The sequence below is a fragment of the Fusobacterium sp. JB019 genome, assembly GCA_030673965.1.
In the GTDB taxonomy this organism is placed as follows: domain Bacteria; phylum Fusobacteriota; class Fusobacteriia; order Fusobacteriales; family Fusobacteriaceae; genus Fusobacterium_B.
Map to the genome: position 1 here is coordinate 96,006 of JAUTCN010000005.1, position 24,801 is coordinate 120,806.

Annotated in this window: 27 protein-coding genes and 2 riboswitches; of the genes, 14 read left to right on the top strand and 13 right to left on the bottom strand. The window is 28.8% G+C overall.

All coding sequences use genetic code 11. The features are described from left to right. The first annotated feature begins 71 nt into the window (after window positions 1-71). Window positions 72-159: riboswitch (TPP riboswitch) on the top strand. Window positions 160-225: 66 nt separating this feature from the next. From tenA (Q7K47_04700) to Q7K47_04735, 8 genes are all read left to right on the top strand, one after another. Further along, on the top strand, window positions 226-882 hold the full coding sequence (tenA, locus tag Q7K47_04700) for a thiaminase II (protein MDP0506514.1): 657 nt from the start codon (window positions 226-228) through the stop codon (window positions 880-882). A 10-nt stretch (window positions 883-892) separates the two neighbouring features. Continuing rightward, window positions 893-1,597: an ABC transporter ATP-binding protein gene (locus Q7K47_04705; protein MDP0506515.1), complete on the top strand. Its 705-nt coding sequence runs from the start codon at window positions 893-895 to the stop codon at window positions 1,595-1,597. Continuing rightward, window positions 1,594-2,334, top strand: a complete 741-nt coding sequence (locus tag Q7K47_04710; protein ID MDP0506516.1) for an ABC transporter permease — start codon at window positions 1,594-1,596, stop codon at window positions 2,332-2,334. The genes Q7K47_04705 and Q7K47_04710 overlap by 4 nt, the downstream gene beginning before the upstream one ends. Further along, the gene (locus tag Q7K47_04715; protein ID MDP0506517.1) at window positions 2,335-3,330 is read left to right on the top strand and encodes an ABC transporter substrate-binding protein; all 996 of its coding nucleotides are present in this window, start codon (window positions 2,335-2,337) and stop codon (window positions 3,328-3,330) included. Between the two features lie 36 nt (window positions 3,331-3,366). Next, a complete protein-coding gene (locus Q7K47_04720; protein ID MDP0506518.1) occupies window positions 3,367-4,362 on the top strand; it encodes an ABC transporter substrate-binding protein in 996 nt (331 codons plus the stop codon). Window positions 4,363-4,396: 34 nt separating this feature from the next. Further along, complete coding sequence (locus Q7K47_04725; protein ID MDP0506519.1) at window positions 4,397-4,879, top strand: DUF2628 domain-containing protein; 483 nt, start codon at window positions 4,397-4,399, stop codon at window positions 4,877-4,879. 130 nt (window positions 4,880-5,009) lie between these two features. Beyond that, on the top strand, window positions 5,010-6,116 hold the full coding sequence (gene ald, locus Q7K47_04730) for an alanine dehydrogenase (protein ID MDP0506520.1): 1,107 nt from the start codon (window positions 5,010-5,012) through the stop codon (window positions 6,114-6,116). A 22-nt stretch (window positions 6,117-6,138) separates the two neighbouring features. Then, on the top strand, window positions 6,139-6,420 hold the full coding sequence (locus tag Q7K47_04735) for an HU family DNA-binding protein (protein ID MDP0506521.1): 282 nt from the start codon (window positions 6,139-6,141) through the stop codon (window positions 6,418-6,420). Between the two features lie 48 nt (window positions 6,421-6,468). On the opposite strand, the gene Q7K47_04740 is transcribed toward Q7K47_04735, so the two are convergent. The 8 genes from Q7K47_04740 to tenA (Q7K47_04775) form a co-directional block, all read right to left on the bottom strand. Next, window positions 6,469-6,750 (bottom strand): HU family DNA-binding protein, encoded by a 282-nt coding sequence (locus Q7K47_04740; protein MDP0506522.1) that lies wholly within the window; start codon window positions 6,748-6,750, stop codon window positions 6,469-6,471. 22 nt (window positions 6,751-6,772) lie between these two features. After that, window positions 6,773-7,879: an alanine dehydrogenase gene (gene ald / locus Q7K47_04745; GenBank protein ID MDP0506523.1), complete on the bottom strand. Its 1,107-nt coding sequence runs from the start codon at window positions 7,877-7,879 to the stop codon at window positions 6,773-6,775. A 130-nt stretch (window positions 7,880-8,009) separates the two neighbouring features. Continuing rightward, the gene (locus Q7K47_04750; protein ID MDP0506524.1) at window positions 8,010-8,492 is read right to left on the bottom strand and encodes a DUF2628 domain-containing protein; all 483 of its coding nucleotides are present in this window, start codon (window positions 8,490-8,492) and stop codon (window positions 8,010-8,012) included. Between the two features lie 34 nt (window positions 8,493-8,526). Then, window positions 8,527-9,522 carry an ABC transporter substrate-binding protein gene (locus Q7K47_04755; protein ID MDP0506525.1) on the bottom strand — a complete coding sequence of 332 codons (996 nt, stop codon included), beginning with the start codon at window positions 9,520-9,522 and terminating at the stop codon, window positions 8,527-8,529. A gap of 36 nt (window positions 9,523-9,558) precedes the next feature. Beyond that, window positions 9,559-10,554, bottom strand: a complete 996-nt coding sequence (locus tag Q7K47_04760) for an ABC transporter substrate-binding protein (protein MDP0506526.1) — start codon at window positions 10,552-10,554, stop codon at window positions 9,559-9,561. After that, complete coding sequence (locus Q7K47_04765) at window positions 10,555-11,295, bottom strand: ABC transporter permease (protein MDP0506527.1); 741 nt, start codon at window positions 11,293-11,295, stop codon at window positions 10,555-10,557. Continuing rightward, complete coding sequence (locus tag Q7K47_04770) at window positions 11,292-11,996, bottom strand: ABC transporter ATP-binding protein (GenBank protein MDP0506528.1); 705 nt, start codon at window positions 11,994-11,996, stop codon at window positions 11,292-11,294. The genes Q7K47_04765 and Q7K47_04770 overlap by 4 nt, the downstream gene beginning before the upstream one ends. Window positions 11,997-12,006: 10 nt before the next feature. Continuing rightward, entirely contained in the window at window positions 12,007-12,663 is a 657-nt protein-coding gene (gene tenA, locus Q7K47_04775; protein ID MDP0506529.1) for a thiaminase II, read from the bottom strand. Between the two features lie 66 nt (window positions 12,664-12,729). Then, window positions 12,730-12,817, bottom strand: a riboswitch (TPP riboswitch). A 176-nt stretch (window positions 12,818-12,993) separates the two neighbouring features. On the opposite strand from tenA (Q7K47_04775), the gene Q7K47_04780 reads away from it, so the two are divergent. The 5 genes from Q7K47_04780 (at window position 12,994) to mnmA (ending at window position 18,199) form a co-directional block, all read left to right on the top strand. Then, on the top strand, window positions 12,994-14,223 hold the full coding sequence (locus Q7K47_04780; protein MDP0506530.1) for an aminopeptidase: 1,230 nt from the start codon (window positions 12,994-12,996) through the stop codon (window positions 14,221-14,223). A 75-nt stretch (window positions 14,224-14,298) separates the two neighbouring features. Further along, window positions 14,299-16,104, top strand: a complete 1,806-nt coding sequence (gene lepA, locus Q7K47_04785) for a translation elongation factor 4 (GenBank protein MDP0506531.1) — start codon at window positions 14,299-14,301, stop codon at window positions 16,102-16,104. A 24-nt stretch (window positions 16,105-16,128) separates the two neighbouring features. Beyond that, a complete protein-coding gene (locus Q7K47_04790) occupies window positions 16,129-16,476 on the top strand; it encodes a zinc-ribbon domain-containing protein (GenBank protein MDP0506532.1) in 348 nt (115 codons plus the stop codon). Window positions 16,477-16,502: 26 nt separating this feature from the next. Then, entirely contained in the window at window positions 16,503-17,117 is a 615-nt protein-coding gene (locus Q7K47_04795) for a LysE family transporter (GenBank protein ID MDP0506533.1), read from the top strand. 17 nt (window positions 17,118-17,134) lie between these two features. After that, window positions 17,135-18,199, top strand: a complete 1,065-nt coding sequence (mnmA, locus tag Q7K47_04800; protein MDP0506534.1) for a tRNA 2-thiouridine(34) synthase MnmA — start codon at window positions 17,135-17,137, stop codon at window positions 18,197-18,199. 84 nt (window positions 18,200-18,283) lie between these two features. On the opposite strand, the gene pepV is transcribed toward mnmA, so the two are convergent. From pepV to Q7K47_04815, 3 genes are all read right to left on the bottom strand, one after another. Continuing rightward, on the bottom strand, window positions 18,284-19,669 hold the full coding sequence (gene pepV, locus Q7K47_04805) for a dipeptidase PepV (protein ID MDP0506535.1): 1,386 nt from the start codon (window positions 19,667-19,669) through the stop codon (window positions 18,284-18,286). A gap of 25 nt (window positions 19,670-19,694) precedes the next feature. Beyond that, on the bottom strand, window positions 19,695-21,233 hold the full coding sequence (locus Q7K47_04810; GenBank protein MDP0506536.1) for an AbgT family transporter: 1,539 nt from the start codon (window positions 21,231-21,233) through the stop codon (window positions 19,695-19,697). Window positions 21,234-21,500: 267 nt separating this feature from the next. After that, on the bottom strand, window positions 21,501-22,448 hold the full coding sequence (locus Q7K47_04815; GenBank protein MDP0506537.1) for a nitronate monooxygenase: 948 nt from the start codon (window positions 22,446-22,448) through the stop codon (window positions 21,501-21,503). 204 nt (window positions 22,449-22,652) lie between these two features. Between Q7K47_04815 and Q7K47_04820 the strand changes: the two genes are divergently transcribed. Then, window positions 22,653-23,285: a hypothetical protein gene (locus tag Q7K47_04820; GenBank protein ID MDP0506538.1), complete on the top strand. Its 633-nt coding sequence runs from the start codon at window positions 22,653-22,655 to the stop codon at window positions 23,283-23,285. A 39-nt stretch (window positions 23,286-23,324) separates the two neighbouring features. On the opposite strand, the gene Q7K47_04825 is transcribed toward Q7K47_04820, so the two are convergent. Together Q7K47_04825 and Q7K47_04830 are read right to left on the bottom strand one after the other, a co-directional pair. After that, the gene (locus Q7K47_04825) at window positions 23,325-24,215 is read right to left on the bottom strand and encodes a phosphatase PAP2 family protein (GenBank protein ID MDP0506539.1); all 891 of its coding nucleotides are present in this window, start codon (window positions 24,213-24,215) and stop codon (window positions 23,325-23,327) included. A gap of 2 nt (window positions 24,216-24,217) precedes the next feature. After that, a complete protein-coding gene (locus Q7K47_04830; protein MDP0506540.1) occupies window positions 24,218-24,760 on the bottom strand; it encodes a hypothetical protein in 543 nt (180 codons plus the stop codon). Between the last annotated feature and the right edge of the window lie 41 nt (window positions 24,761-24,801).

Consider the following 24,801-nt stretch of genomic DNA (forward strand, 5'->3'; position numbering starts at 1 on the left):
ATTGTAATAGTACAATTTTTCTCCTTAATCTTGATAAGATTAATAAATTATGTTATAGTTTATTTGTTGTGTAATACTACTAGGGGAGCGAGAGCTGAGAATTACCCTTAATTACCTGTTCTAGATAATGCTAGCGGAGGGAAGTGGTGAAGTTTTATATCATTTTCTTATTTATACGTTGAGTATATATTTTAGGGAATGATTTTTTTATTTTAGGAGGAAATAATGCTTTTTACTGACGAATTATATTCTCATGTTGAAAAAATATGGGAAAGTTACTATGAACATCCATTTGTAGATGAGCTTGGAAGTGGAAAATTAGATAAAGAAAAGTTCAAACATTATATGATACAAGATTACTTATACTTATTGGATTATGCAAAAGTATTTTCTCTAGGTGCTATAAAAAGTGAAGATGAAGAAACGATGGCTAAATTTTCTAGTTTGGCTGAGGGGACTCTTCATACTGAAATGGCTACTCATAGAAAATATATGGAGAGATTAGGGATAACTAAAAAAGAGGTGGAAAATGCGAAACCAGCTCTAGCTAATTTATCATATACTCATTATATGTTAGCTGTTTCTTATGCTGGTGGAATAATTGAAATAGCAGTATCTGTTTTAGCTTGTCTTTGGAGTTATGAATGTATAGGAAGACATCTTTATAAAAAGTATGGAATAAAAGATAATTTTTATGCTGAATGGATAGAATCATATATTTCAGAAGAGTATCATGAGTTAACAATTTGGTTGCTTGAATTAGTTAATAAATATGCTGAAGGAATAAATGAAAAGAAAAAAGAGAAATTAATTGATATATTTGTTAATACAAGTAGATTTGAATATATATTTTGGGATATGGCCTATAATATAGAAAATTAGGAGAGAAAAAATGAAAGTTTTAGAATTAGATAAAGTATCCTTTGCATATGAAGGAGAAGAAGAGCTTATTAAAGAAATATCCTTTTCATTAAATAAAAATGAATTTTTATCAATTGTTGGAAGTAGTGGTTGTGGAAAATCTACTATAATAAAAATTATAGGTGGAATAGAAAAACAAAAAAGTGGAAAAATAAAAAGTTTGAAAACAGCTTATATGCCTCAAAGAGATTTACTTTTGCCTTGGAGAACAGTAATAGATAATATACTTCTTCCTATAGAGTTGAACAAAAAATCTATAAATGAAGGAAGAAAAAAAGGAAAATTTTATTTAAAGAAACTTCATTTAGAAGAGTATACAGATAAATTACCTCAAGATCTTTCTGGTGGAATGAGACAAAGAGTTTCTTTTATAAGAACTCTTTTAACAGAAGCTGATATATTGTTATTAGATGAACCTTTTAGTGCTTTAGATGCTATAACCAAAGGAAAATTACAAAAATGGTTGTTGGAAACTTTAAAAGAATTTAATAAAAGTGTTATTTTTATAACCCATGATATAAATGAAGCTTTATATTTATCGGATAGAATATTAGTTTGTCGAAATAGACCTTTAGATTCTTTTGTTGAATATAAATTACCAAAAGAAAAAGATGAAGAGTTTATAATAGAAACTAAGAAAAAAATATTATTAAATATAGGGGGGGAAGAAAAATGAAAAAACCTTCATTAGCTTTTTATTCTTCTGGTATATTATTTATAATATGGGAAATTTTTGCAAGAATTTTAAATTTAAAATTTGTTTTACCTTGGCCAACAGCAATTTTAAAAAGAATGTGGGAATTAAGAGGGCCATTATTTAAATATCATATGTTTGCAACTTTAAAGATAGCTATAGTGTCTATTATTCTATCTTTTGCATTAGGGATATTTTTAGCAGTGATTATGGATAAAAGCAAAAAAGTGGAAGAAGCAATATATCCAATAATAGTAACAACTCAAACTATACCAACTCCAGCTATAGCTCCAATTTTTATTCTTTGGTTTGGATATAGTATTTGGAGTAAAGTTTTGGTAGCTGTATTGATTGCTTTTTTTCCAGTTACAATTAATTTACATGATGGATTAAAATCAACAAAAAAAGATTATATAGAACTTTTTAAAAGTATGCATGCTAGTCAGTGGGATATATTTTGGAAATTGAAAGTGCCATCTACAATTCCATACTTCTTTTCATCTCTTAAAATGGCAGTTCCTTTGGTTTTAATAGGGGCAGCAATAGGAGAATGGTTAGGAGCAACTGCGGGACTAGGATACTTTAGTAAAAGAATGATGACACAACTAGATGGAGCAGGAGTTTTTGCACCAATAGTTTTGATTTCGGTGATAGCTGTACTTTTTGTTAACTTAATTTCTTTTTTAGAAAAGAAATTCTTAAAATGGAGGGGAAACTAAATGAAGTTTAAAAATTTATTAGTTATTTTATTGGTGATTATATTTGCTGCTTGTGGGAAAAAATTAAATGATAAGAATGTAGAGAAAAAATATGAAACTGTAGATTTAGTTTTGGATTGGTATCCTACATCTTCCAGTACTCCTATATATGTTGCTTTGGAAAAAGGGTATTATGAAGAAGAGGGAATAAAATTAAATATTCACATGCCATCAGGAGTTTCAGATTCTTTAGCATTAGTTGCAGCTAAAAAAGCAGATTTAGGTTATTATTATATTCATCGTACAATAATGTCAATTGTAAATGATGATATTCCAGTTAAAGCTATTGCAGCTACATTACAAGGATCAGTTAGTACAGTTATGTCTTTAAAAGAAAGTAATATAAAACGTCCAAAAGATTTAGAAGGTAAGACTTTAGGTTATTGCGGAGGACCTTTATCAGAAAAAATGATAGATGCTATGATGAAGGCAGATGGTGGAGATCCAAGTAAAGTTAAATTAGTTGATGTTGGTTTTGAACTATTATCTTCTTTAATAACAAAAAAAGTAGATGCTACTTTAGGAGGACTTGTAACTCATGAGGTTCCTCTTATGGAAGAAAAAGGTTATGAAGTAAATTACTTTTTTCCAAAAGATTTTGGAGTTCCTGAATATCCAGAAACATTAATTATTGCAAATAACGATTTAATAAAAGAAAGAGGGGAAGTTTACAGTAAATTTTTAAAAGCTACAAGAAGGGGTTTTGAAGATGTGAAAGCTAATCCTGAAGAAGCTGTTCAAATACTTTTAGCTAATCAAGCTAAAGATCAGTTTCCTTTAAATGAAAATGTAGAAAGAGTAGCTACAAAGAGATATATTCCAATTATGGAGAAATTTGGACCATTTTTAACTATAAATAAAGATGTTTTTCAAAAAAATGTAGATTGGTTATATGAAAAAGGATTTATAAAAAGAAAAGAAAATCCTGAAAAATTATATAAAAACTTGATTAATTAATAAAAAAATAATAAAATAAAGAAAGGAAGAGAAAAAGTGAAGAAGATTAAGTTATTAGTGTTATGTATGTTAGTTTTTATCATGGGATGTGGAAGCAAGAAAGTTGAGGAAAAAAAATTAACTGATGTTTCTATAGTTTTAGATTGGTATCCAAATGCTATTCATAGTTTATTTTATGTTGCTATGGAAAAAGGTTATTTTAAGGAAGAAGGAATTAATTTAGAAATAAAATATCCAGCAAATGTTTCAGATCCAATAGCTTTGCCAGCAGCAGGAAAAGCAGATTTAGGATTATTTTATCCTCAACAAATGATAATGGCGAAGTCTCAAGAGGATATTCCAGTTATTTCAATTGGAGCCTTAACTCAAGGTCCTTTAAATGTAGTTGTATCTCCTAAAGAAAATGGGATTACAAGACCTAGAGATCTAGAAGGAAAAACAATAGGATATTCTGATGGACCATTAACAGAGGATATGTTAAAAACAATGGTAGCTGAAGATGGGGGAGATATTTCTAAAGTTAAAGTTTTAGATGTAGGCTTTGATTTATTATCTTCAATGATAACAAAAAGAGTTGATGCTACTTTAGGATGTTTTGTAAATCATGAGGTTCCAGTTATGAAAGAAAAAGGAGTAGATGTAAATTATTTCTATCCAACAGACTTTGGTGTACCTTATTATAACGAGTTATTAATAGTTGCAAATTCTAAAAAAGTTAAGGAAAATAAAGAATTGTACTTAGGATTCTTAAGAGCTTGTGAGAAAGGATTTAGAGATGTCAAAAACAATCCTGAGGAAGCTTTAGATATACTTTTAGCTAATCAAGAAGCGGATCAATTCCCTTTAACTAGAGGAATTGAAAAGCAAAGTTTACAAATCTTACTTCCAATTATGGAAAAGGAAGATGCTCCTTTCTTAGACCAGAAAGAAAAAGTATGGCAAGAAAATATAGATTGGCTATATGATAAAAAAATAATTAATAAAAAAATGGAAGCTAAAGACATATTTATAAATTTATATAAAGAAATGTAAAAAAGCTTTAATTAAGAAAAGGAAAGTGATGCTTGTGGAACAAAAATTATATCAGAATGAAGAAATATTAGAAACTTACTTAGGAACACCTGAAAAATATGAATGGTACAAACGTGCTTTTGCTAAATATGAAGTGAATGGTGTTGAAAAAATTGCTTGGAATTGGTCTTGGTATTCATTTTTCTTTAGTTATGTATATTTAGTTTATAGAAAATGCTATGTTGAAGCTATATTATTATGGATATTCCAAACTATTGTTGCTTGTACATTAGGAATAGCAGGAATAGTAATAATGATTTTATGTGGAGGTTTTTTACCATATCTTGTTTATAAAAGATATAAGAAAACTGCAATGGAAGTAGATCAAATTGATGGAGATTATCAAAAAAAATTAGAAACTATGAAAGAATTAGGAGGGGTGAATAAACTAGCAAGAAATATAATGATAGGTTTATTTGTTCTGTCTATTTTAAGTGTTTTAGGTTTAGCAGCTTTTGCAGTAGCAGCAGCTTTATAACTTAATAAAGATTATACTGATATATTCTAGAATGTATCAGTATTTTTTTTATTAATATAAAAATTGCTAAATTAGAAAATATCTAGTATAATAAGAATAAAGATTAGGGAAATAGTTAGGAGGCTTTTTTATGAAAATTGGTATACCTAAAGAAAAGAAGAACAACGAAAATAGAGTTGGCTTAACCGATGCAGGAGTGGGGCAACTAGTTCTTGATGGTAATGAAGTCTATGTTCAAAAAGGAGCAGGATTGGGAGTTGGAGTGTCTGATGAAGATTATATTTCTAGTGGGGCAGTTTTAGTTGAAACAACAGAAGAAATATTTGAAAAAGCAGAACTAATTATAAAAGTAGAAAGACCTTTAGAATGTGAGAGAAAATTATTAAAACCTCACCATATATTGTATGGTTATTTGCATTTAGCAGCTGATAAAGAGTCAACAGAAGAATTAGTTGAGTCAGGAGCAACATGCATAGGTTATGAAACTATTGTTTTACCTGATGGATCAATTCCTTTATTATCTCCAATGTCAGAGGTTGCAGGGAAAATGGCAGTTCAAGTTGGAGGATTTTATTTACAGAAAACAAAGGGTGGAAAAGGAATTGTTCTAGGAGGAGTTCCTGGAGTTGAAAGAGGTAGAGTTGTAGTTTTAGGAGCAGGAGCAGCGGGGCAAAGCGCGATAAAAACAGCTGTTGGTCTAGGGGCAGAAGTTATAGCTATTGATATAAATACAAATAAATTAAGATATTTAGACGATGTTTATAAATCACAAGTTACAACACTATATTCAACTCCTAGAAATATAGAAGAAGCAGTAGCTTCAGCAGATTTATTGATTGGGACAGTGTTAATACCTGGAGGGAAAACTCCTCGTTTAGTAACGAAAAAGTATATTAATAGTATGGGTAAGGGAAGTGTTATTGTTGATGTAGCAATAGATCAAGGAGGATGTTTTGAAACTTCTAAAGTAACTTCTCATGAAAAACCAATTTATTGTGTAAATGGAGTATTACATTATTGTGTAAGTAATATGGCAGGTGCTTATCCGATAACATCTACATTATCTCTTGAAAATGCATCTTTAAAATATGCAAGGGCAATAGCTAATTATGGATTAAAGGCGGCATGTGGAAAACATCCAGAATTAGTTAGGGGTATAAATATAATGAATCAAAGAGTGACGTGTAGAAAAGTAGCGGATAGTTTAGAAATGGACTATGTTGGAGTAGGATTTTAGGAAATTAAAAGTAGGGGGGATTATGGTAAAGAAAGATTTTATTCAATTATATTCTGAGGTTAATGATGTTAAAGATTTAAAATGTGCAAAGGAAGATGTTGAAAGATTTTTAAATACTTTAAAGATTGCCTTAACTAAGGATAAAGAACTTGTATTTAGAAACTTTGGATCTTTTGAAGTTAGGAAAACAAAAGAAAGAGATGTTGTTGATCCTAAGGATTCAAATAATATTATAAAAGCAAAACCTAGAAAATATGTAAAATTTAAAATCAGTAGAAAAATAGAAGATGAATTAGCTGATTAAAAATGTAAAAAGAGGATTGAATATATATTCAATCCTCTTTTTACATTTTTAATCAGCTAATTCATCTTCTATTTTTCTACTGATTTTAAATTTTACATATTTTCTAGGTTTTGCTTTTATAATATTATTTGAATCCTTAGGATCAACAACATCTCTTTCTTTTGTTTTCCTAACTTCAAAAGATCCAAAGTTTCTAAATACAAGTTCTTTATCCTTAGTTAAGGCAATCTTTAAAGTATTTAAAAATCTTTCAACATCTTCCTTTGCACATTTTAAATCTTTAACATCATTAACCTCAGAATATAATTGAATAAAATCTTTCTTTACCATAATCCCCCCTACTTTTAATTTCCTAAAATCCTACTCCAACATAGTCCATTTCTAAACTATCCGCTACTTTTCTACACGTCACTCTTTGATTCATTATATTTATACCCCTAACTAATTCTGGATGTTTTCCACATGCCGCCTTTAATCCATAATTAGCTATTGCCCTTGCATATTTTAAAGATGCATTTTCAAGAGATAATGTAGATGTTATCGGATAAGCACCTGCCATATTACTTACACAATAATGTAATACTCCATTTACACAATAAATTGGTTTTTCATGAGAAGTTACTTTAGAAGTTTCAAAACATCCTCCTTGATCTATTGCTACATCAACAATAACACTTCCCTTACCCATACTATTAATATACTTTTTCGTTACTAAACGAGGAGTTTTCCCTCCAGGTATTAACACTGTCCCAATCAATAAATCTGCTGAAGCTACTGCTTCTTCTATATTTCTAGGAGTTGAATATAGTGTTGTAACTTGTGATTTATAAACATCGTCTAAATATCTTAATTTATTTGTATTTATATCAATAGCTATAACTTCTGCCCCTAGACCAACAGCTGTTTTTATCGCGCTTTGCCCCGCTGCTCCTGCTCCTAAAACTACAACTCTACCTCTTTCAACTCCAGGAACTCCTCCTAGAACAATTCCTTTTCCACCCTTTGTTTTCTGTAAATAAAATCCTCCAACTTGAACTGCCATTTTCCCTGCAACCTCTGACATTGGAGATAATAAAGGAATTGATCCATCAGGTAAAACAATAGTTTCATAACCTATGCATGTTGCTCCTGACTCAACTAATTCTTCTGTTGACTCTTTATCAGCTGCTAAATGCAAATAACCATACAATATATGGTGAGGTTTTAATAATTTTCTCTCACATTCTAAAGGTCTTTCTACTTTTATAATTAGTTCTGCTTTTTCAAATATTTCTTCTGTTGTTTCAACTAAAACTGCCCCACTAGAAATATAATCTTCATCAGACACTCCAACTCCCAATCCTGCTCCTTTTTGAACATAGACTTCATTACCATCAAGAACTAGTTGCCCCACTCCTGCATCGGTTAAGCCAACTCTATTTTCGTTGTTCTTCTTTTCTTTAGGTATACCAATTTTCATAAAAAAGCCTCCTAACTATTTCCCTAATCTTTATTCTTATTATACTAGATATTTTCTAATTTAGCAATTTTTATATTAATAAAAAAAATACTGATACATTCTAGAATATATCAGTATAATCTTTATTAAGTTATAAAGCTGCTGCTACTGCAAAAGCTGCTAAACCTAAAACACTTAAAATAGACAGAACAAATAAACCTATCATTATATTTCTTGCTAGTTTATTCACCCCTCCTAATTCTTTCATAGTTTCTAATTTTTTTTGATAATCTCCATCAATTTGATCTACTTCCATTGCAGTTTTCTTATATCTTTTATAAACAAGATATGGTAAAAAACCTCCACATAAAATCATTATTACTATTCCTGCTATTCCTAATGTACAAGCAACAATAGTTTGGAATATCCATAATAATATAGCTTCAACATAGCATTTTCTATAAACTAAATATACATAACTAAAGAAAAATGAATACCAAGACCAATTCCAAGCAATTTTTTCAACACCATTCACTTCATATTTAGCAAAAGCACGTTTGTACCATTCATATTTTTCAGGTGTTCCTAAGTAAGTTTCTAATATTTCTTCATTCTGATATAATTTTTGTTCCACAAGCATCACTTTCCTTTTCTTAATTAAAGCTTTTTTACATTTCTTTATATAAATTTATAAATATGTCTTTAGCTTCCATTTTTTTATTAATTATTTTTTTATCATATAGCCAATCTATATTTTCTTGCCATACTTTTTCTTTCTGGTCTAAGAAAGGAGCATCTTCCTTTTCCATAATTGGAAGTAAGATTTGTAAACTTTGCTTTTCAATTCCTCTAGTTAAAGGGAATTGATCCGCTTCTTGATTAGCTAAAAGTATATCTAAAGCTTCCTCAGGATTGTTTTTGACATCTCTAAATCCTTTCTCACAAGCTCTTAAGAATCCTAAGTACAATTCTTTATTTTCCTTAACTTTTTTAGAATTTGCAACTATTAATAACTCGTTATAATAAGGTACACCAAAGTCTGTTGGATAGAAATAATTTACATCTACTCCTTTTTCTTTCATAACTGGAACCTCATGATTTACAAAACATCCTAAAGTAGCATCAACTCTTTTTGTTATCATTGAAGATAATAAATCAAAGCCTACATCTAAAACTTTAACTTTAGAAATATCTCCCCCATCTTCAGCTACCATTGTTTTTAACATATCCTCTGTTAATGGTCCATCAGAATATCCTATTGTTTTTCCTTCTAGATCTCTAGGTCTTGTAATCCCATTTTCTTTAGGAGATACAACTACATTTAAAGGACCTTGAGTTAAGGCTCCAATTGAAATAACTGGAATATCCTCTTGAGACTTCGCCATTATCATTTGTTGAGGATAAAATAATCCTAAATCTGCTTTTCCTGCTGCTGGCAAAGCTATTGGATCTGAAACATTTGCTGGATATTTTATTTCTAAATTAATTCCTTCTTCCTTAAAATAACCTTTTTCCATAGCAACATAAAATAAACTATGAATAGCATTTGGATACCAATCTAAAACTATAGAAACATCAGTTAATTTTTTTTCCTCAACTTTCTTGCTTCCACATCCCATGATAAAAACTAACATACATAACACTAATAACTTAATCTTCTTCACTTTTTCTCTTCCTTTCTTTATTTTATTATTTTTTTATTAATTAATCAAGTTTTTATATAATTTTTCAGGATTTTCTTTTCTTTTTATAAATCCTTTTTCATATAACCAATCTACATTTTTTTGAAAAACATCTTTATTTATAGTTAAAAATGGTCCAAATTTCTCCATAATTGGAATATATCTCTTTGTAGCTACTCTTTCTACATTTTCATTTAAAGGAAACTGATCTTTAGCTTGATTAGCTAAAAGTATTTGAACAGCTTCTTCAGGATTAGCTTTCACATCTTCAAAACCCCTTCTTGTAGCTTTTAAAAATTTACTGTAAACTTCCCCTCTTTCTTTTATTAAATCGTTATTTGCAATAATTAATGTTTCTGGATATTCAGGAACTCCAAAATCTTTTGGAAAAAAGTAATTTACTTCATAACCTTTTTCTTCCATAAGAGGAACCTCATGAGTTACAAGTCCTCCTAAAGTAGCATCTACTTTTTTTGTTATTAAAGAAGATAATAGTTCAAAACCAACATCAACTAATTTAACTTTACTTGGATCTCCACCATCTGCCTTCATCATAGCATCTATCATTTTTTCTGATAAAGGTCCTCCGCAATAACCTAAAGTCTTACCTTCTAAATCTTTTGGACGTTTTATATTACTTTCTTTTAAAGACATAACTGTACTAACTGATCCTTGTAATGTAGCTGCAATAGCTTTAACTGGAATATCATCATTTACAATTGACATTATTGTACGATGAATATAATAATAACCTAAATCTGCTTTTTTAGCTGCAACTAATGCTAAAGAATCTGAAACTCCTGATGGCATGTGAATATTTAATTTTATTCCCTCTTCTTCATAATACCCTTTTTCCAAAGCAACATATATAGGAGTACTGGAAGATGTAGGATACCAATCCAAAACTAAATCTACAGTTTCATATTTTTTCTCTACATTCTTATCATTTAATTTTTTCCCACAAGCAGCAAATATAATCACCAATAAAATAACTAATAAATTTTTAAACTTCATTTAGTTTCCCCTCCATTTTAAGAATTTCTTTTCTAAAAAAGAAATTAAGTTAACAAAAAGTACAGCTATCACCGAAATCAAAACTATTGGTGCAAAAACTCCTGCTCCATCTAGTTGTGTCATCATTCTTTTACTAAAGTATCCTAGTCCCGCAGTTGCTCCTAACCATTCTCCTATTGCTGCCCCTATTAAAACCAAAGGAACTGCCATTTTAAGAGATGAAAAGAAGTATGGAATTGTAGATGGCACTTTCAATTTCCAAAATATATCCCACTGACTAGCATGCATACTTTTAAAAAGTTCTATATAATCTTTTTTTGTTGATTTTAATCCATCATGTAAATTAATTGTAACTGGAAAAAAAGCAATCAATACAGCTACCAAAACTTTACTCCAAATACTATATCCAAACCAAAGAATAAAAATTGGAGCTATAGCTGGAGTTGGTATAGTTTGAGTTGTTACTATTATTGGATATATTGCTTCTTCCACTTTTTTGCTTTTATCCATAATCACTGCTAAAAATATCCCTAATGCAAAAGATAGAATAATAGACACTATAGCTATCTTTAAAGTTGCAAACATATGATATTTAAATAATGGCCCTCTTAATTCCCACATTCTTTTTAAAATTGCTGTTGGCCAAGGTAAAACAAATTTTAAATTTAAAATTCTTGCAAAAATTTCCCATATTATAAATAATATACCAGAAGAATAAAAAGCTAATGAAGGTTTTTTCATTTTTCTTCCCCCCCTATATTTAATAATATTTTTTTCTTAGTTTCTATTATAAACTCTTCATCTTTTTCTTTTGGTAATTTATATTCAACAAAAGAATCTAAAGGTCTATTTCGACAAACTAATATTCTATCCGATAAATATAAAGCTTCATTTATATCATGGGTTATAAAAATAACACTTTTATTAAATTCTTTTAAAGTTTCCAACAACCATTTTTGTAATTTTCCTTTGGTTATAGCATCTAAAGCACTAAAAGGTTCATCTAATAACAATATATCAGCTTCTGTTAAAAGAGTTCTTATAAAAGAAACTCTTTGTCTCATTCCACCAGAAAGATCTTGAGGTAATTTATCTGTATACTCTTCTAAATGAAGTTTCTTTAAATAAAATTTTCCTTTTTTTCTTCCTTCATTTATAGATTTTTTGTTCAACTCTATAGGAAGAAGTATATTATCTATTACTGTTCTCCAAGGCAAAAGTAAATCTCTTTGAGGCATATAAGCTGTTTTCAAACTTTTTATTTTTCCACTTTTTTGTTTTTCTATTCCACCTATAATTTTTATTATAGTAGATTTTCCACAACCACTACTTCCAACAATTGATAAAAATTCATTTTTATTTAATGAAAAGGATATTTCTTTAATAAGCTCTTCTTCTCCTTCATATGCAAAGGATACTTTATCTAATTCTAAAACTTTCATTTTTTCTCTCCTAATTTTCTATATTATAGGCCATATCCCAAAATATATATTCAAATCTACTTGTATTAACAAATATATCAATTAATTTCTCTTTTTTCTTTTCATTTATTCCTTCAGCATATTTATTAACTAATTCAAGCAACCAAATTGTTAACTCATGATACTCTTCTGAAATATATGATTCTATCCATTCAGCATAAAAATTATCTTTTATTCCATACTTTTTATAAAGATGTCTTCCTATACATTCATAACTCCAAAGACAAGCTAAAACAGATACTGCTATTTCAATTATTCCACCAGCATAAGAAACAGCTAACATATAATGAGTATATGATAAATTAGCTAGAGCTGGTTTCGCATTTTCCACCTCTTTTTTAGTTATCCCTAATCTCTCCATATATTTTCTATGAGTAGCCATTTCAGTATGAAGAGTCCCCTCAGCCAAACTAGAAAATTTAGCCATCGTTTCTTCATCTTCACTTTTTATAGCACCTAGAGAAAATACTTTTGCATAATCCAATAAGTATAAGTAATCTTGTATCATATAATGTTTGAACTTTTCTTTATCTAATTTTCCACTTCCAAGCTCATCTACAAATGGATGTTCATAGTAACTTTCCCATATTTTTTCAACATGAGAATATAATTCGTCAGTAAAAAGCATTATTTCCTCCTAAAATAAAAAAATCATTCCCTAAAATATATACTCAACGTATAAATAAGAAAATGATATAAAACTTCACCACTTCCCTCCGCTAGCATTATCTAGAACAGGTAATTAAGGGTAATTCTCAGCTCTCGCTCCCCTAGTAGTATTACACAACAAATAAACTATAACATAATTTATTAATCTTATCAAGATTAAGGAGAAAAATTGTACTATTACAATAAATTTCATTAAAATAAAATTTTGTTCAGTAACTTATGTTATTTTAAGGTTTTTTGTGATAAAATTACTATAAGAATTATAATTTACTTTTTGGAGGTAATTAAATTGGATAAAAAATTTTTAGAAAACTATGTTGAACTTGCTTTAAAAATTGGAATTAATTTACAACAAAATCAATGTTTAGTAATTATGTCTCCTGTTGAAACTGCTGATTTCACTAGAAAATTAGTAGAAGAAGCTTATAAAATAGGAGCTAGTGAAGTTATTGTTCATTGGTCTGATGATTTCTGTAAAAAAATGGATTTCACTCACAAAAACAAATCTTTATTTGAATCTATGCCTGAATGGCAATTAGAATCTCTTATGTTTTATGCAAATAAAGGAGCTGCTTTCTTAAGTATTGCTGCAAATGATCCTGAACTTTTAAAGGGAATCGATCCTGAAAAAATTGCTATTTCTCAAAAAACTAGAAACATTAAGTTTAAACCTTATTATGATAAAGTTATGGGAAATGAAATACAATGGAATATTTTATCTGTACCAACTGTTGCTTGGGCAAAAAAAATATTTAAAGACTGTGATGATGAAAAAGCTGTACAAAAATTATGGGATGCAATTATTTATTCTGTAAAAGCAGATACTCCTGATCCTATAAAAACTTGGAAAGATCATTTAAATAATTTAAAAGAAAAAATGGATTATTTAAATAATAAACAATTTGAAGAACTTATAATCACAAATTCTTTAGGTACTAATTTAAAAGTTAAAATGCCTAAAAATCATATTTGGGCATCTGGAAAAGATATTACAAAAAATAATATCGAATTTGTTGCCAATATTCCAACTGAAGAAGTTTTTTCTCTTCCTCATAAATATGGAGTTAATGGTATTGTTTATGCATCTAAACCACTTAACTATGGAGGAACTTTAATTGAAAATTTCTCACTTACATTTAAAGATGGAAGAATCATTGATTTTAAAGCAGCTAAAGGAAAAGAAGCTTTAAAAAATCTTATTAATACTGACGAAGGTTCTAAATATTTAGGAGAAATTGCTCTTGTACCATTTAATTCTCCTATTTCAAATTCAAATATTTTATTTTTTAATACTTTATTTGATGAAAATGCATCTTGTCATTTAGCAATTGGGCAAGCCTACCCTAGCTGTATTAAAGGGGGAGACACTATGGATTCTGCTGCTATGGAAAAAAACGGTGTTAATGATTCTTTAACACATGTTGATTTCATGTTTGGAACAGAAGATTTAAATATTATTGGAAGAGATAAAAACAATAAAAAAGAAAATATATTTATTGAAGGTAATTGGGCCTTTTAATTAAGTATTTATTGCTTTTTTTACTATTTTCTTCTATAATAATATATACGATATTATTTATTTTTGGAGGTTCAAGTGTTACAAAAATTTAAAAGAAACTTTTCGATAATCGCTCATATAGATCATGGAAAATCTACTATAGCTGATAGACTTATGGAATGTACTCACGCTGTTAGTGAAAGAGACATGAAATCTCAGCTTTTAGATTCTATGGATCTAGAAAGAGAAAAAGGTATTACAATAAAAGCACAAGCAGTTACATTATACTATAAGGCTAAAGATGGAAATGAATATGAATTAAACCTTATAGATACTCCTGGTCATGTTGACTTCATTTATGAAGTTTCTAGATCTTTATCTGCCTGTGAGGGAGCTCTTCTGGTAGTTGATGCTGCCCAAGGTGTAGAAGCTCAAACTTTAGCAAATGTATATTTAGCTTTAGAAAATGATCTTGAAATTATACCTGTTATTAATAAAATAGATTTACCAGCAGCAGAACCTGAAAGAGTTAAAGCTGAGATAGAAGATATTATTGGGCTTCCAGCTGATGATGCAGTCCTTGCTTCTGCTAAAATAAATCTTGGAATTCCAGAACTTTTAGAAGCCATTGTTGAAAGAATTCCAGCTCCTGAATATGATGAGGACGCTCCTTTAAAAGCTCTTATCTTTGATTCAAAATTTGATGACTATAGAGGAGTATTAACTTATATAAAAATAGAAGATGGAACTATTAAAAAGGGAGATAAAATTAGAATTTGGTCTACAGGAAAAGAAATTGAAGTTCTTGAATGTGGAATATTCTCTCCTACAATGAAATCTACTGGTGAACTTTCAAGTGGTTCTGTTGGGTATATTATCACTGGATTAAAAGCTATCAAAGATTCCAGAGTTGGAGATACTATAACTCATGCTAAAAGACCTTGTTCTGAACCACTTCAAGGATTTAGACCAGCTCAATCTATGGTTTTTGCAGGAATATATCCTTTATCAACTGATGACTACGGAGATTTAAGAGAATCTTTAGAAAAATTACAATTAAATGATGCCTCTTTAAATTTTGTTCCTGAAACTTCTTTAGCTTTAGGATTTGGATTTAGATGTGGATTCTTAGGTCTTTTACATATGGAAATTATAGTTGAGAGACTTAGAAGAGAATACAATATTGATTTAATATCAACATCACCATCTGTTGAATATAGAATAACAAAAGAAGGAGAACCAACTTATATAATTGATAATCCTTGCGAGTTTCCAGAAGCAGGAAAAGGAAAATTCATAATAGAAGAACCTTTTATCAAAGGAAATATAATTGTTCCTAAAGATTTTGTTGGAGGAGTTATGGAACTTTGCCAAGAAAAACGTGGAATATATGTTGGGATGAATTTTATTGATGAAACAAGAGCCATGATTACTTATGAACTACCTCTTGCTGAAATTGTTTTAGATTTCTATGATAAATTAAAATCTAAAACTAAAGGTTATGCTTCTTTTGAATATGAATTAATTGAATACAGAGCTGGAGAACTTGTAAAAGTTGATATTCTAGTTTCTGGAGAAATTGTTGATGCTTTCTCATTCATAGCACATAAAGATAATGCTGTTACAAAAGGAAGAGCTATTTGTGAAAGATTAAAAGAAGTTATTCCAAGACAACAGTTTGAAATACCTATCCAAGCTGCTCTTGGAGCTAAAATTATAGCTAGAGAAACTATTAAAGCTTATAGAAAAAATGTCCTTGCTAAATGTTATGGTGGGGATATAACAAGAAAGAAAAAACTGCTTGAAAAACAAAAAGCAGGTAAGAAAAGAATGAAACAAATAGGAAATGTTGAAATACCTCAAGAGGCATTCGTTTCTGTATTAAAATTAAATAACAATTAATTTAAAGTTTACTTGGAGGGGCTTATGTTTTTCCTTATGGGATTTGGAAGCAAAGAAAATATAATTGAAAATATTAAATTTAAATGTGTTAATTGTATTAATGAGAATGCTAAATTAATTGAAAGGGCTAATTCTTTTTCTTTATTTTTTATACCGTTATTTAAATTTTCAAAAAAATATTTTATTGTTTGTACTAAATGTAATAGTATTTATAAACTCAAAAATGAATCAATTAAAAATATTTTAAAAACTAAAAATGTTTCTTATGACGATATTGAAGGAATAGTTAATAATGGCTCTGTATGTAATCACTGCGGAGCTAGAGTTAATCCTCAGGATACTTATTGTCATAAGTGTGGAAATAAATTATAACTTTATAAATTTAAGGATGTGGAATAGTGAACATTACTTTTTTTAAAGGTGTTATAACTGGTATAATTCTATCTCTTCCCTTTGGTCCTGTTGGTTTTTATTGTATGGAAAAAACTTTAATAGGAGGTAAAAAAGAAGGATATACTACAGCGATGGGAATGGTTGCTTCAGATGTCATTTATGGACTACTTGCATTTTTCTTTATCAATCAAGCTGAAGTATTTATTTTAAAGCATGAAATTTTCTTTAAAGGATTAGTTGGAATTTGTCTTATAGCCCTAGGAATCAAAAAATTAAATACTGATGTTATTATTAAAAAACCAGCTAATTATGACTATAACTATGGTTATATTCAAAATTTCTTCTATGGTTTAATACTTTCTCTTCTTAATGTTGCAGGTATTGTTACTATAATTTTCATCTATACTCTTTTAAGTGTAGTTGGAGATTCAGATAATTATTTTTTACTTGCTCTTGGAATTGGAAGTAGTGGATCTCTTTCTTGGTTTTTAACTGTACAAATAATAACTTATTTTAAAAGATTTATTAATGATGAACTTCTTATTAAATTGTCTAAGATTTCTAGTTTTATTATTCTTACTTTTGGAATAGTATCTCTAGGATATATTTTATTTAAATAATGAATAGAGGGTAGGTTATGAAAAATATATTAGAAAATATAAATGTAAATAAAAATGCTACTATTGCTGTAGCTATGAGTGGAGGTGTTGACAGTTCTGTAACTGCATATCTTCTAAAGAAAAAAGGATTCAATATTTTTGGAGTCACTATGAAGACTACTGAAAATGATATTGATGCTGATGCTAAAAAAGTTTGTGATGACTTAGGAATTAAACACTATATTTTTGATATCAGTGAAGAATTTTCAAATAAAGTTGTAGACTATTTTGTTCAAGAATATAATAATGGAAGAACTCCAAATCCTTGTATGGTTTGTAATAAATATATTAAAATGGGAGCATTAATTGATTTCTGTCTAGAAAAAGGTGCTGATTTTATGGCTACTGGTCACTATAGTAATATCAGTGATGGCTCTTTAAAGATTGGAGAAGACTTAAAAAAAGATCAAGCTTATTTTCTTTCTCAAGTGTCAAAAGAAAAATTAAAACATATTATATTTCCCCTTGGAAATATAAGCAAAGAAGAAGTTAGACAATTAGGAAAAGATTTAGGAGTAAGAGTTTATTCTAAAAAAGATTCTCAAGAAATTTGCTTTGTGGAAGATGGAAAATTAAAAGAATTTTTAATTGAAAAAACTAAAGGAAAGATTGTTAAGCCTGGAAATTTTGTTGATACAAAAGGAAATATATTAGGAAAACATAAAGGACTTGCTTTTTATACTATAGGTCAAAGAAAAGGATTAGGAATCGCTGCTCCTTCTCCATATTATGTTTTAAAATTAGATGGAACTAAAAATGAAGTTATTCTTGGAAGTAATGAAGAATTATTCAAATCATCTCTTATTGCAGACGATATCAACCTTTTAAAAGTTAATTCTTTAAATGATTTAAATGGAATGATTTGTAAAGCAAAAACTAGATCTAGAGATAAATTCCACCCATGTAAAATAGAAGTTTTAAACGAAAATGAAATAAAGGTTATATTTACAGAAGATCAAGTTAGAGCAGTTACACCTGGTCAAGGAGTTGTTTTATATGATGACTCTTATGAAGTTATTGCAAGTGGATTTATAAAAGAGTAATAATTTATTAATTACATATAATAGTAAAAAGAGTGGAAGGGTAATCCACTCTTTTTTTTATACTATATATAACATGTAGGGTTTTTATCCATTAGCTAATCTATAAATTGCTTCTATATAAATTTTTAATAAAGTATCTATAGTAGATAAATCTATACATTCATTTTTTTGATGCATTGTGTCAGTAGTTCCTTTCAATAAAGCTCCAAATGCGACACAATTCTTAACTGCTTTAGCATAAGTTCCTCCTCCTGTAGAACGAGGTTCTCCATCAGGATCTCCTGTAACTTCTTGATAAATATCTGTTAGTGTTTTCACTAAAAAATTATCTTTAGCAACATAAAGAGGTCCTTCTTCTTTTAAAGGTACAAATTCCATATTATATTTTTCTAATAATTTTAATAATTTAGTTTTCAACTCATTATAATCAATTGTAACAGGATATCTAGTATCTACAGATACAACAACGTACCCATCCTCTACAAAAGCTTTTCCATAATTCATCGTAATTTCTCCAGATGGTTCATCCTCATAAAAAAGTCCTGCAGATTTTCCGTTATATTCCATTTTTACATTTTCAGCAAAATATTTTCCCATTTCTTTTAATCCTGAAATTTCAATATTTAATAAATCAATAAAATTCATCAATGAAGATAATGAATTATATCCTGATTCTGGATGAGCTGCATGAGCAGATTTTCCAAAAGAAGTTAATACCACTTTATCCTTTTCAACTTTACTTTCTATTTTATATTCTTTTCCTGCATTATAATCTACTAATTTTTTTTCAATTTCTTCTTTATAAGAAATTGGTAAGCTTAATATTGCTTTTTCAGGAACAGCATTATATACTTTTCCTCCTTCTAATTTAATATCTTTAGAGTCTGTCTTAATCTTAATAAGTCCTCTCATTATACCTTTTTCAGCAAATGTTACTGGAAAAGTACTATCAGGAGTAAAAGACATAACTGGTTGAGGCATATTTAATTTACCAAAATAATGCTTCATACATCCCCAATTAGTTTCTTCATTAGCACCAACTATCATTCTAACTTTTCTTTTCATTGGTACTCCCAAATCTTTTAAAGTTTTCATTGCGTAAAGAGCTATCATTAGTGGTCCTTTATCATCTAAAGTTCCTCTTCCATACATTTTATTATTTACAATCTCGCCTGAATAAGCAGGGTAATCCCAACCAGTCCCTTCAGGAACAACATCTACATGACCTAATATTCCTATAGATTCTTCTCCTTGACCAAACTCAATATGACCAACGTAATTATCAAAATTTTCTGTTTCAAATCCTAATTTTTTTGCAACTTCTAAAAAATGATTCAACGCCTTTGCAGGTCCTTCACCAAATGGCATTCCTGGTTTTGATTCTTCTTCCACACTTTTTATTCTAATAGATTCTTGTAATGATTTTATTACTTCATCTTTGTATTTTAAAACTTCATTTTGTATATCCATTTATTCTACTCTCCTTATTATATTCTTATAATACCATTTGCATAGTAGTTGATACTCCAGGTCCAATTGGTAATCCTGCGAAATACCAAATCATTAATAATGCTAACCAAGCAAATAAGAAACATAAAGAATAAGGTAACATTGTTGATATTAAAGTTCCTATTCCACTATCTTCATCATATTTTTGAGCATAAGCAACTATAAATGCAAAATATGACATTAAAGGAGAAATTATATTAGTTGACGAATCTCCTATTCTGTACATTGCTTGAGTAAATTCAGGAGTAAATCCTAATTTCATAAACATTGGAATAAATACAGGTGCCATAATAGCCCATTTAGCTGATGCAGAACCCATAAATAAATTCAAGAAAGCTGAAACTATTACAAAACCTACAATTAATGGGAAACCTGTAAATCCTATTGCTTCAAGAACATCTGCCCCTTTAACTGCAACTATTGTTCCTAAGTTTGTATAAGAAAAATATTTTATAAATTGAGCAGCAGCAAATACTAAGGCCATATATCCACCCATTCCACTCAATGCTTTTCCTATTAATTTAACTAGATCTTTATCTGATTTTATTGTTCCAACTGCTCTACCATAAAAATATCCAGGTATCATGAAGAAGAACATAATTCCAGGTAATAAACCATTTCTCATAAAATTAACAATACTACCATTTTCTCTAAATATTGCATTTTGTGGAACTGTTAATGCTAAAACAATTATTAAATAAATTACTAAAGATATTCCTGCATGTTTTAATCCTTTTTTCTCTAAATCTCCAACTTCTCCTAATTCTTCCTTATGCGCTCCTTTATATTCCCCAAGTCTTGGTTCAACAATTTTTTCTGTAATATAAGTACCTATAAAAGTAATTAAGAAAGTTGAAACTACCATGAAGTACCAGTTCGCTGTTGGTAAAACTACATAATCCGGAATAAATATTCTAGCAGCCTCTGTTGATATCCCTCCTAATAGTGGATCAAGAGTTCCTATTAATAAGTTAGCTGAGAATCCTCCTGAAACTCCTGCAAATGCTGCAGCAATTCCTGCTAATGGATGTCTTCCAACTGACATAAATATTACAGCTCCAAGTGGAACTAAAACTACATATCCTGCATCAGAAGCTATATTTGACATTATCCCTGCAAAAACTAAAACTGCTGTTAATAGCTTTGGTGAAGTCGATAAAACTAACTTTCTTAAACAAGCGTGTATTAATCCACTTCCATCTGCTACTCCAACCCCTATAATTGCAACTAATACTGTTCCTAAAGGAGCAAAACTTGTAAAGTTTTTAGTCATACTATTAAATGCATATCTTATTCCTTCTGGACTAAGCAATGATTTTGCTTTTAAATGAATTGCACCTATTTCAAAAGTTTTTCTATTTATTCCAGTATAATCTACTGAAACTCCTGCTTTAGCACAAATAGCCGATACAACTACAACAATTAATGATAACATAACAAAAATTGTCATTGGATGAGGTAATTTATTACCTACAACTTCGACTCCGTCAAGAAATCTGTTAAACATACCCTTTTTCTGTTTCATTTTTCACCCTCCTAGTTATTTTATGTACACATAACAGAATTATAATATATTTTTACGTTTTTTTCAACTTTTCTTGGCAAAAATACTATTTATAAAAACAAATTTAAACAATGTATACCCAAAAATACTTTTTAAATGTGTTATTCAACCATTTAATTATCATATTTAAGTTTTGTTATTTCAACATTTTAATTTCAACAACAACAAAAAAAGAAATAATATAAAATTATTTCTTTTTTATGTTTTTTATTTAATTTTTAGTACTTTTTATCCTAAATAATTCATTAATCTTTCTTTTTCAATTTCTAAATCATTCATTAAACCTAAAATTATATCTAAAGCTGTTTCTCTTTTTTTAACCATAGATGCTACTTGACCAGCCATAACACTTCCTTCTTTAACATCTCCATCAACTGCTGCAAGTTTTAATCTTCCAACACCTAATTTTTCCATTTCTTCTATAGGAGCTCCTGCTTTTTCTAAACTCAACATTTCTTTAGCTAATTTATTTTCAATTACTCTAACTGGATGACCTGTAAAAGTTCCTGTTGCAACTGTCGATCTATCTTTAGCTTTTATAATTGCTTGTTTGTAATTATCATGAACATTACACTCTTCAGCTACTAAAAATTTAGTTCCTACTTGTACCCCTTCTGCTCCAAGAGCATATGCTGCTAAGAATTGTTTCCCTCCACCAATTCCACCAGCTAATATAACAGGAATCTCTACTGCCTCAACTACCTGAGGAGTCAGAGCCATTGTAGTTATTTCTCCAATATGTCCCCCTGCTTCAAGTCCTTCTGCAATAACTGCATCTGCTCCAATTCTTGCCATTCTTTTAGCAAGAGCTACTGAAGCAACTACTGGGATTACTTTTATATTTGCTGCTTTTAATTTTTCCATATATACTCCAGGATTTCCAGCTCCAGTTGTTACAACTTTCACACCTTCTTCGATACATATATCTATTTGCTTTTCTACATTTTCCATCATTAACATTAAATTTACACCAAAAGGTTTATCTCCTGCTATTTCTTTTGCTGTCTTTATTTCTTTTCTTAAAATATCTAAAGGCATTCCACCACCAGCAATAATCCCTAGTCCTCCTGCTTTAGATACTCCTCCAGCTAAAGTTCCATCAGCTATCCAAGCCATAGCTCCTTGAATTATAGGATATTTTATTCCCAATATTTCACACACTCTATTATTTTTCATTCTTTATATTTCCCCCTTAAATCTTTTATTTCATAACAAAATTATAAAATTTTTATTTCTAAACGCATTATAATTCATAACCTTCATCTATTATACCATAACTTTTTAATACTTTCTAATACTAATATTGAATATTTTTATTTGACTGTTTTTAATTTATATTTTATAATGAAAAGAAGCATATTTTAAGGAGGTACATAACCAATGCTAAAAATATTTAATGTAAACGTTTATGGTTTAGAAGAAAGCGCAAAAGCTAGCGGATACCCTATGATTAGCGGAGAAATCCCATGTTATGACGATATTGATGAACTATCTGAAAAAGAAATTAAGAGAATAAAACATTTAGGTAATGCTATCCCTGGAAGTGGACATGATTGTTTCTTAAAAGGAATTACAGTACAATTTGATATTACTTATCCTAATTACTGGACTCCACAATTCCAAAGATATCATTTTGCAGATATTGTAAGTTCAACTTCAAAAATGCATAGAATTACAAGAATGGATTTAAATAAAACTTGTAATAAATATGTTGATGACGTTGTTATTGAAAATCTTCAAAAATGGGTAGATATCTATAATTCTTTCCCTGAAGATAAAAATGAAATAACTATCAAAGAAAACACATATGATAAATATAAAGTATTTATGAAAATTATTTCAAATGCTCCTCTTGGTTTAGAGCAAACTATGAGAGTAACAACTAATTATCTTCAATTAAAAAGTATTTATAATCAAAGAAGGCATCATAAATTAAAAGAAGATTGGGGTGCTTTTTGTGATTGGTGCTTAACATTACCAATGTTTAAAGATCTTTGTATTAAAAATAAATAGGCAAATAAAAAAAGACAGAGATTAATCTCTGTCTTTTTTTTATTTTAAAATTCTTTTGAAAATCATAGGCCATAAACATATTATCCAAATCATTAAAATAAAATATTTTAATCCATAAATAATTAAAGCATCAAAACCTAATAAATCACTAAATAATTTAAATGATTTATCTAATAATCCCACTCCTATTAATCCAAGCAATATTTTAAACCCTTGTTCCCATATCCTTATAGTTCTAACTCTGAATTTAACAAAATTACCTTCTAAATAATTTCCTAAAACAAATCCAAATCCAGCCCCTATAACTTTAGAAGAATCTATCAAATATTTAACCTCTACTGTTTTCTTACTATACAGAATAAAAGTATAACCCAATAATATTATTCCTAAAAAAACAGATATCATCATTAACTCTATTCTTTGGTATCTACTATATTTCTTTGTATACTTTATAGTTACAAAGGCAATGGCAGCTGTCAAAGCAAAAGCAAAAATTACATCTTTTGGAGTATGAACCCCTAAATACATTCTTGAAAAACAAACCAGCAATGGTACTAAAATTAATACTATTTTTAAAAATCTACTTCTAAAATAAAAAGCTAATCCAGCAAATATAGAAGTTGAACTTTGAACATGTCCACTTGGAAAGGAATAGCCTGTAGCTTTTTTCAAAGCAAAATCAACCGCTTTAAAACTAGGATCAATTACCCAAGGTCTAGCTGTTCCAAAACCTAACTTTATTCCTTGAACTAAAAAAGATGACATAAAAAATATGTACCCTAATATTTTTCCTAGCTTTTTATTAACACACCAATAAATAATACACAATATAATTATTATAGTTGTCCCTTCTCCTAGTCTAGTAATTAAATTCCAAAAAGTATCTCCAAAGGGAGTTCTATAATTAGATAAAAAACTTAAAAATCTCATAATTATTTTTCTCCATTAATATAACTTTTCATAATTATAGCTATGTCAGTTGCAAAAATACAAATAACTGCTATTCCTAACATTATAAACTCAGCCGCATTATTCTCCTTCAAAATTCTTTGAGCTGCGAAACTGCTCAAAACAAAAGCACTTGAAATTATAGCTAAAATATTAATATTTTTCTTAGAAGGAACCTTACTCCCAAGTATTATCATAGCACCAATAACAAATACATACACAATCTTCGATATTAACATTTCAATAATAGGTTTATTTTCAACTAAAACTACACATAATCCTAAAGTTGATAAAAATAAAGCAATTCCTGCCAGAGAATAAAATACTAAATTTTTAGATTTAAAATCTAATTTCATTAAAACTATCACATACCCTATAAATCCAATAAAAGATATTCCTGCTCCTACAGAGTAAACCAAAGTTTCCATATTTGAATTTCTAAAAAATAACATTCCTCCAACTGAAACAATACTAACAAAAAATAAAATAAAAAAATCTAAAAAACCTCTCTTTAACTTTAACGACATTAACTTTCCTCCAAGTATATTTATATCTAATTTTATCATAG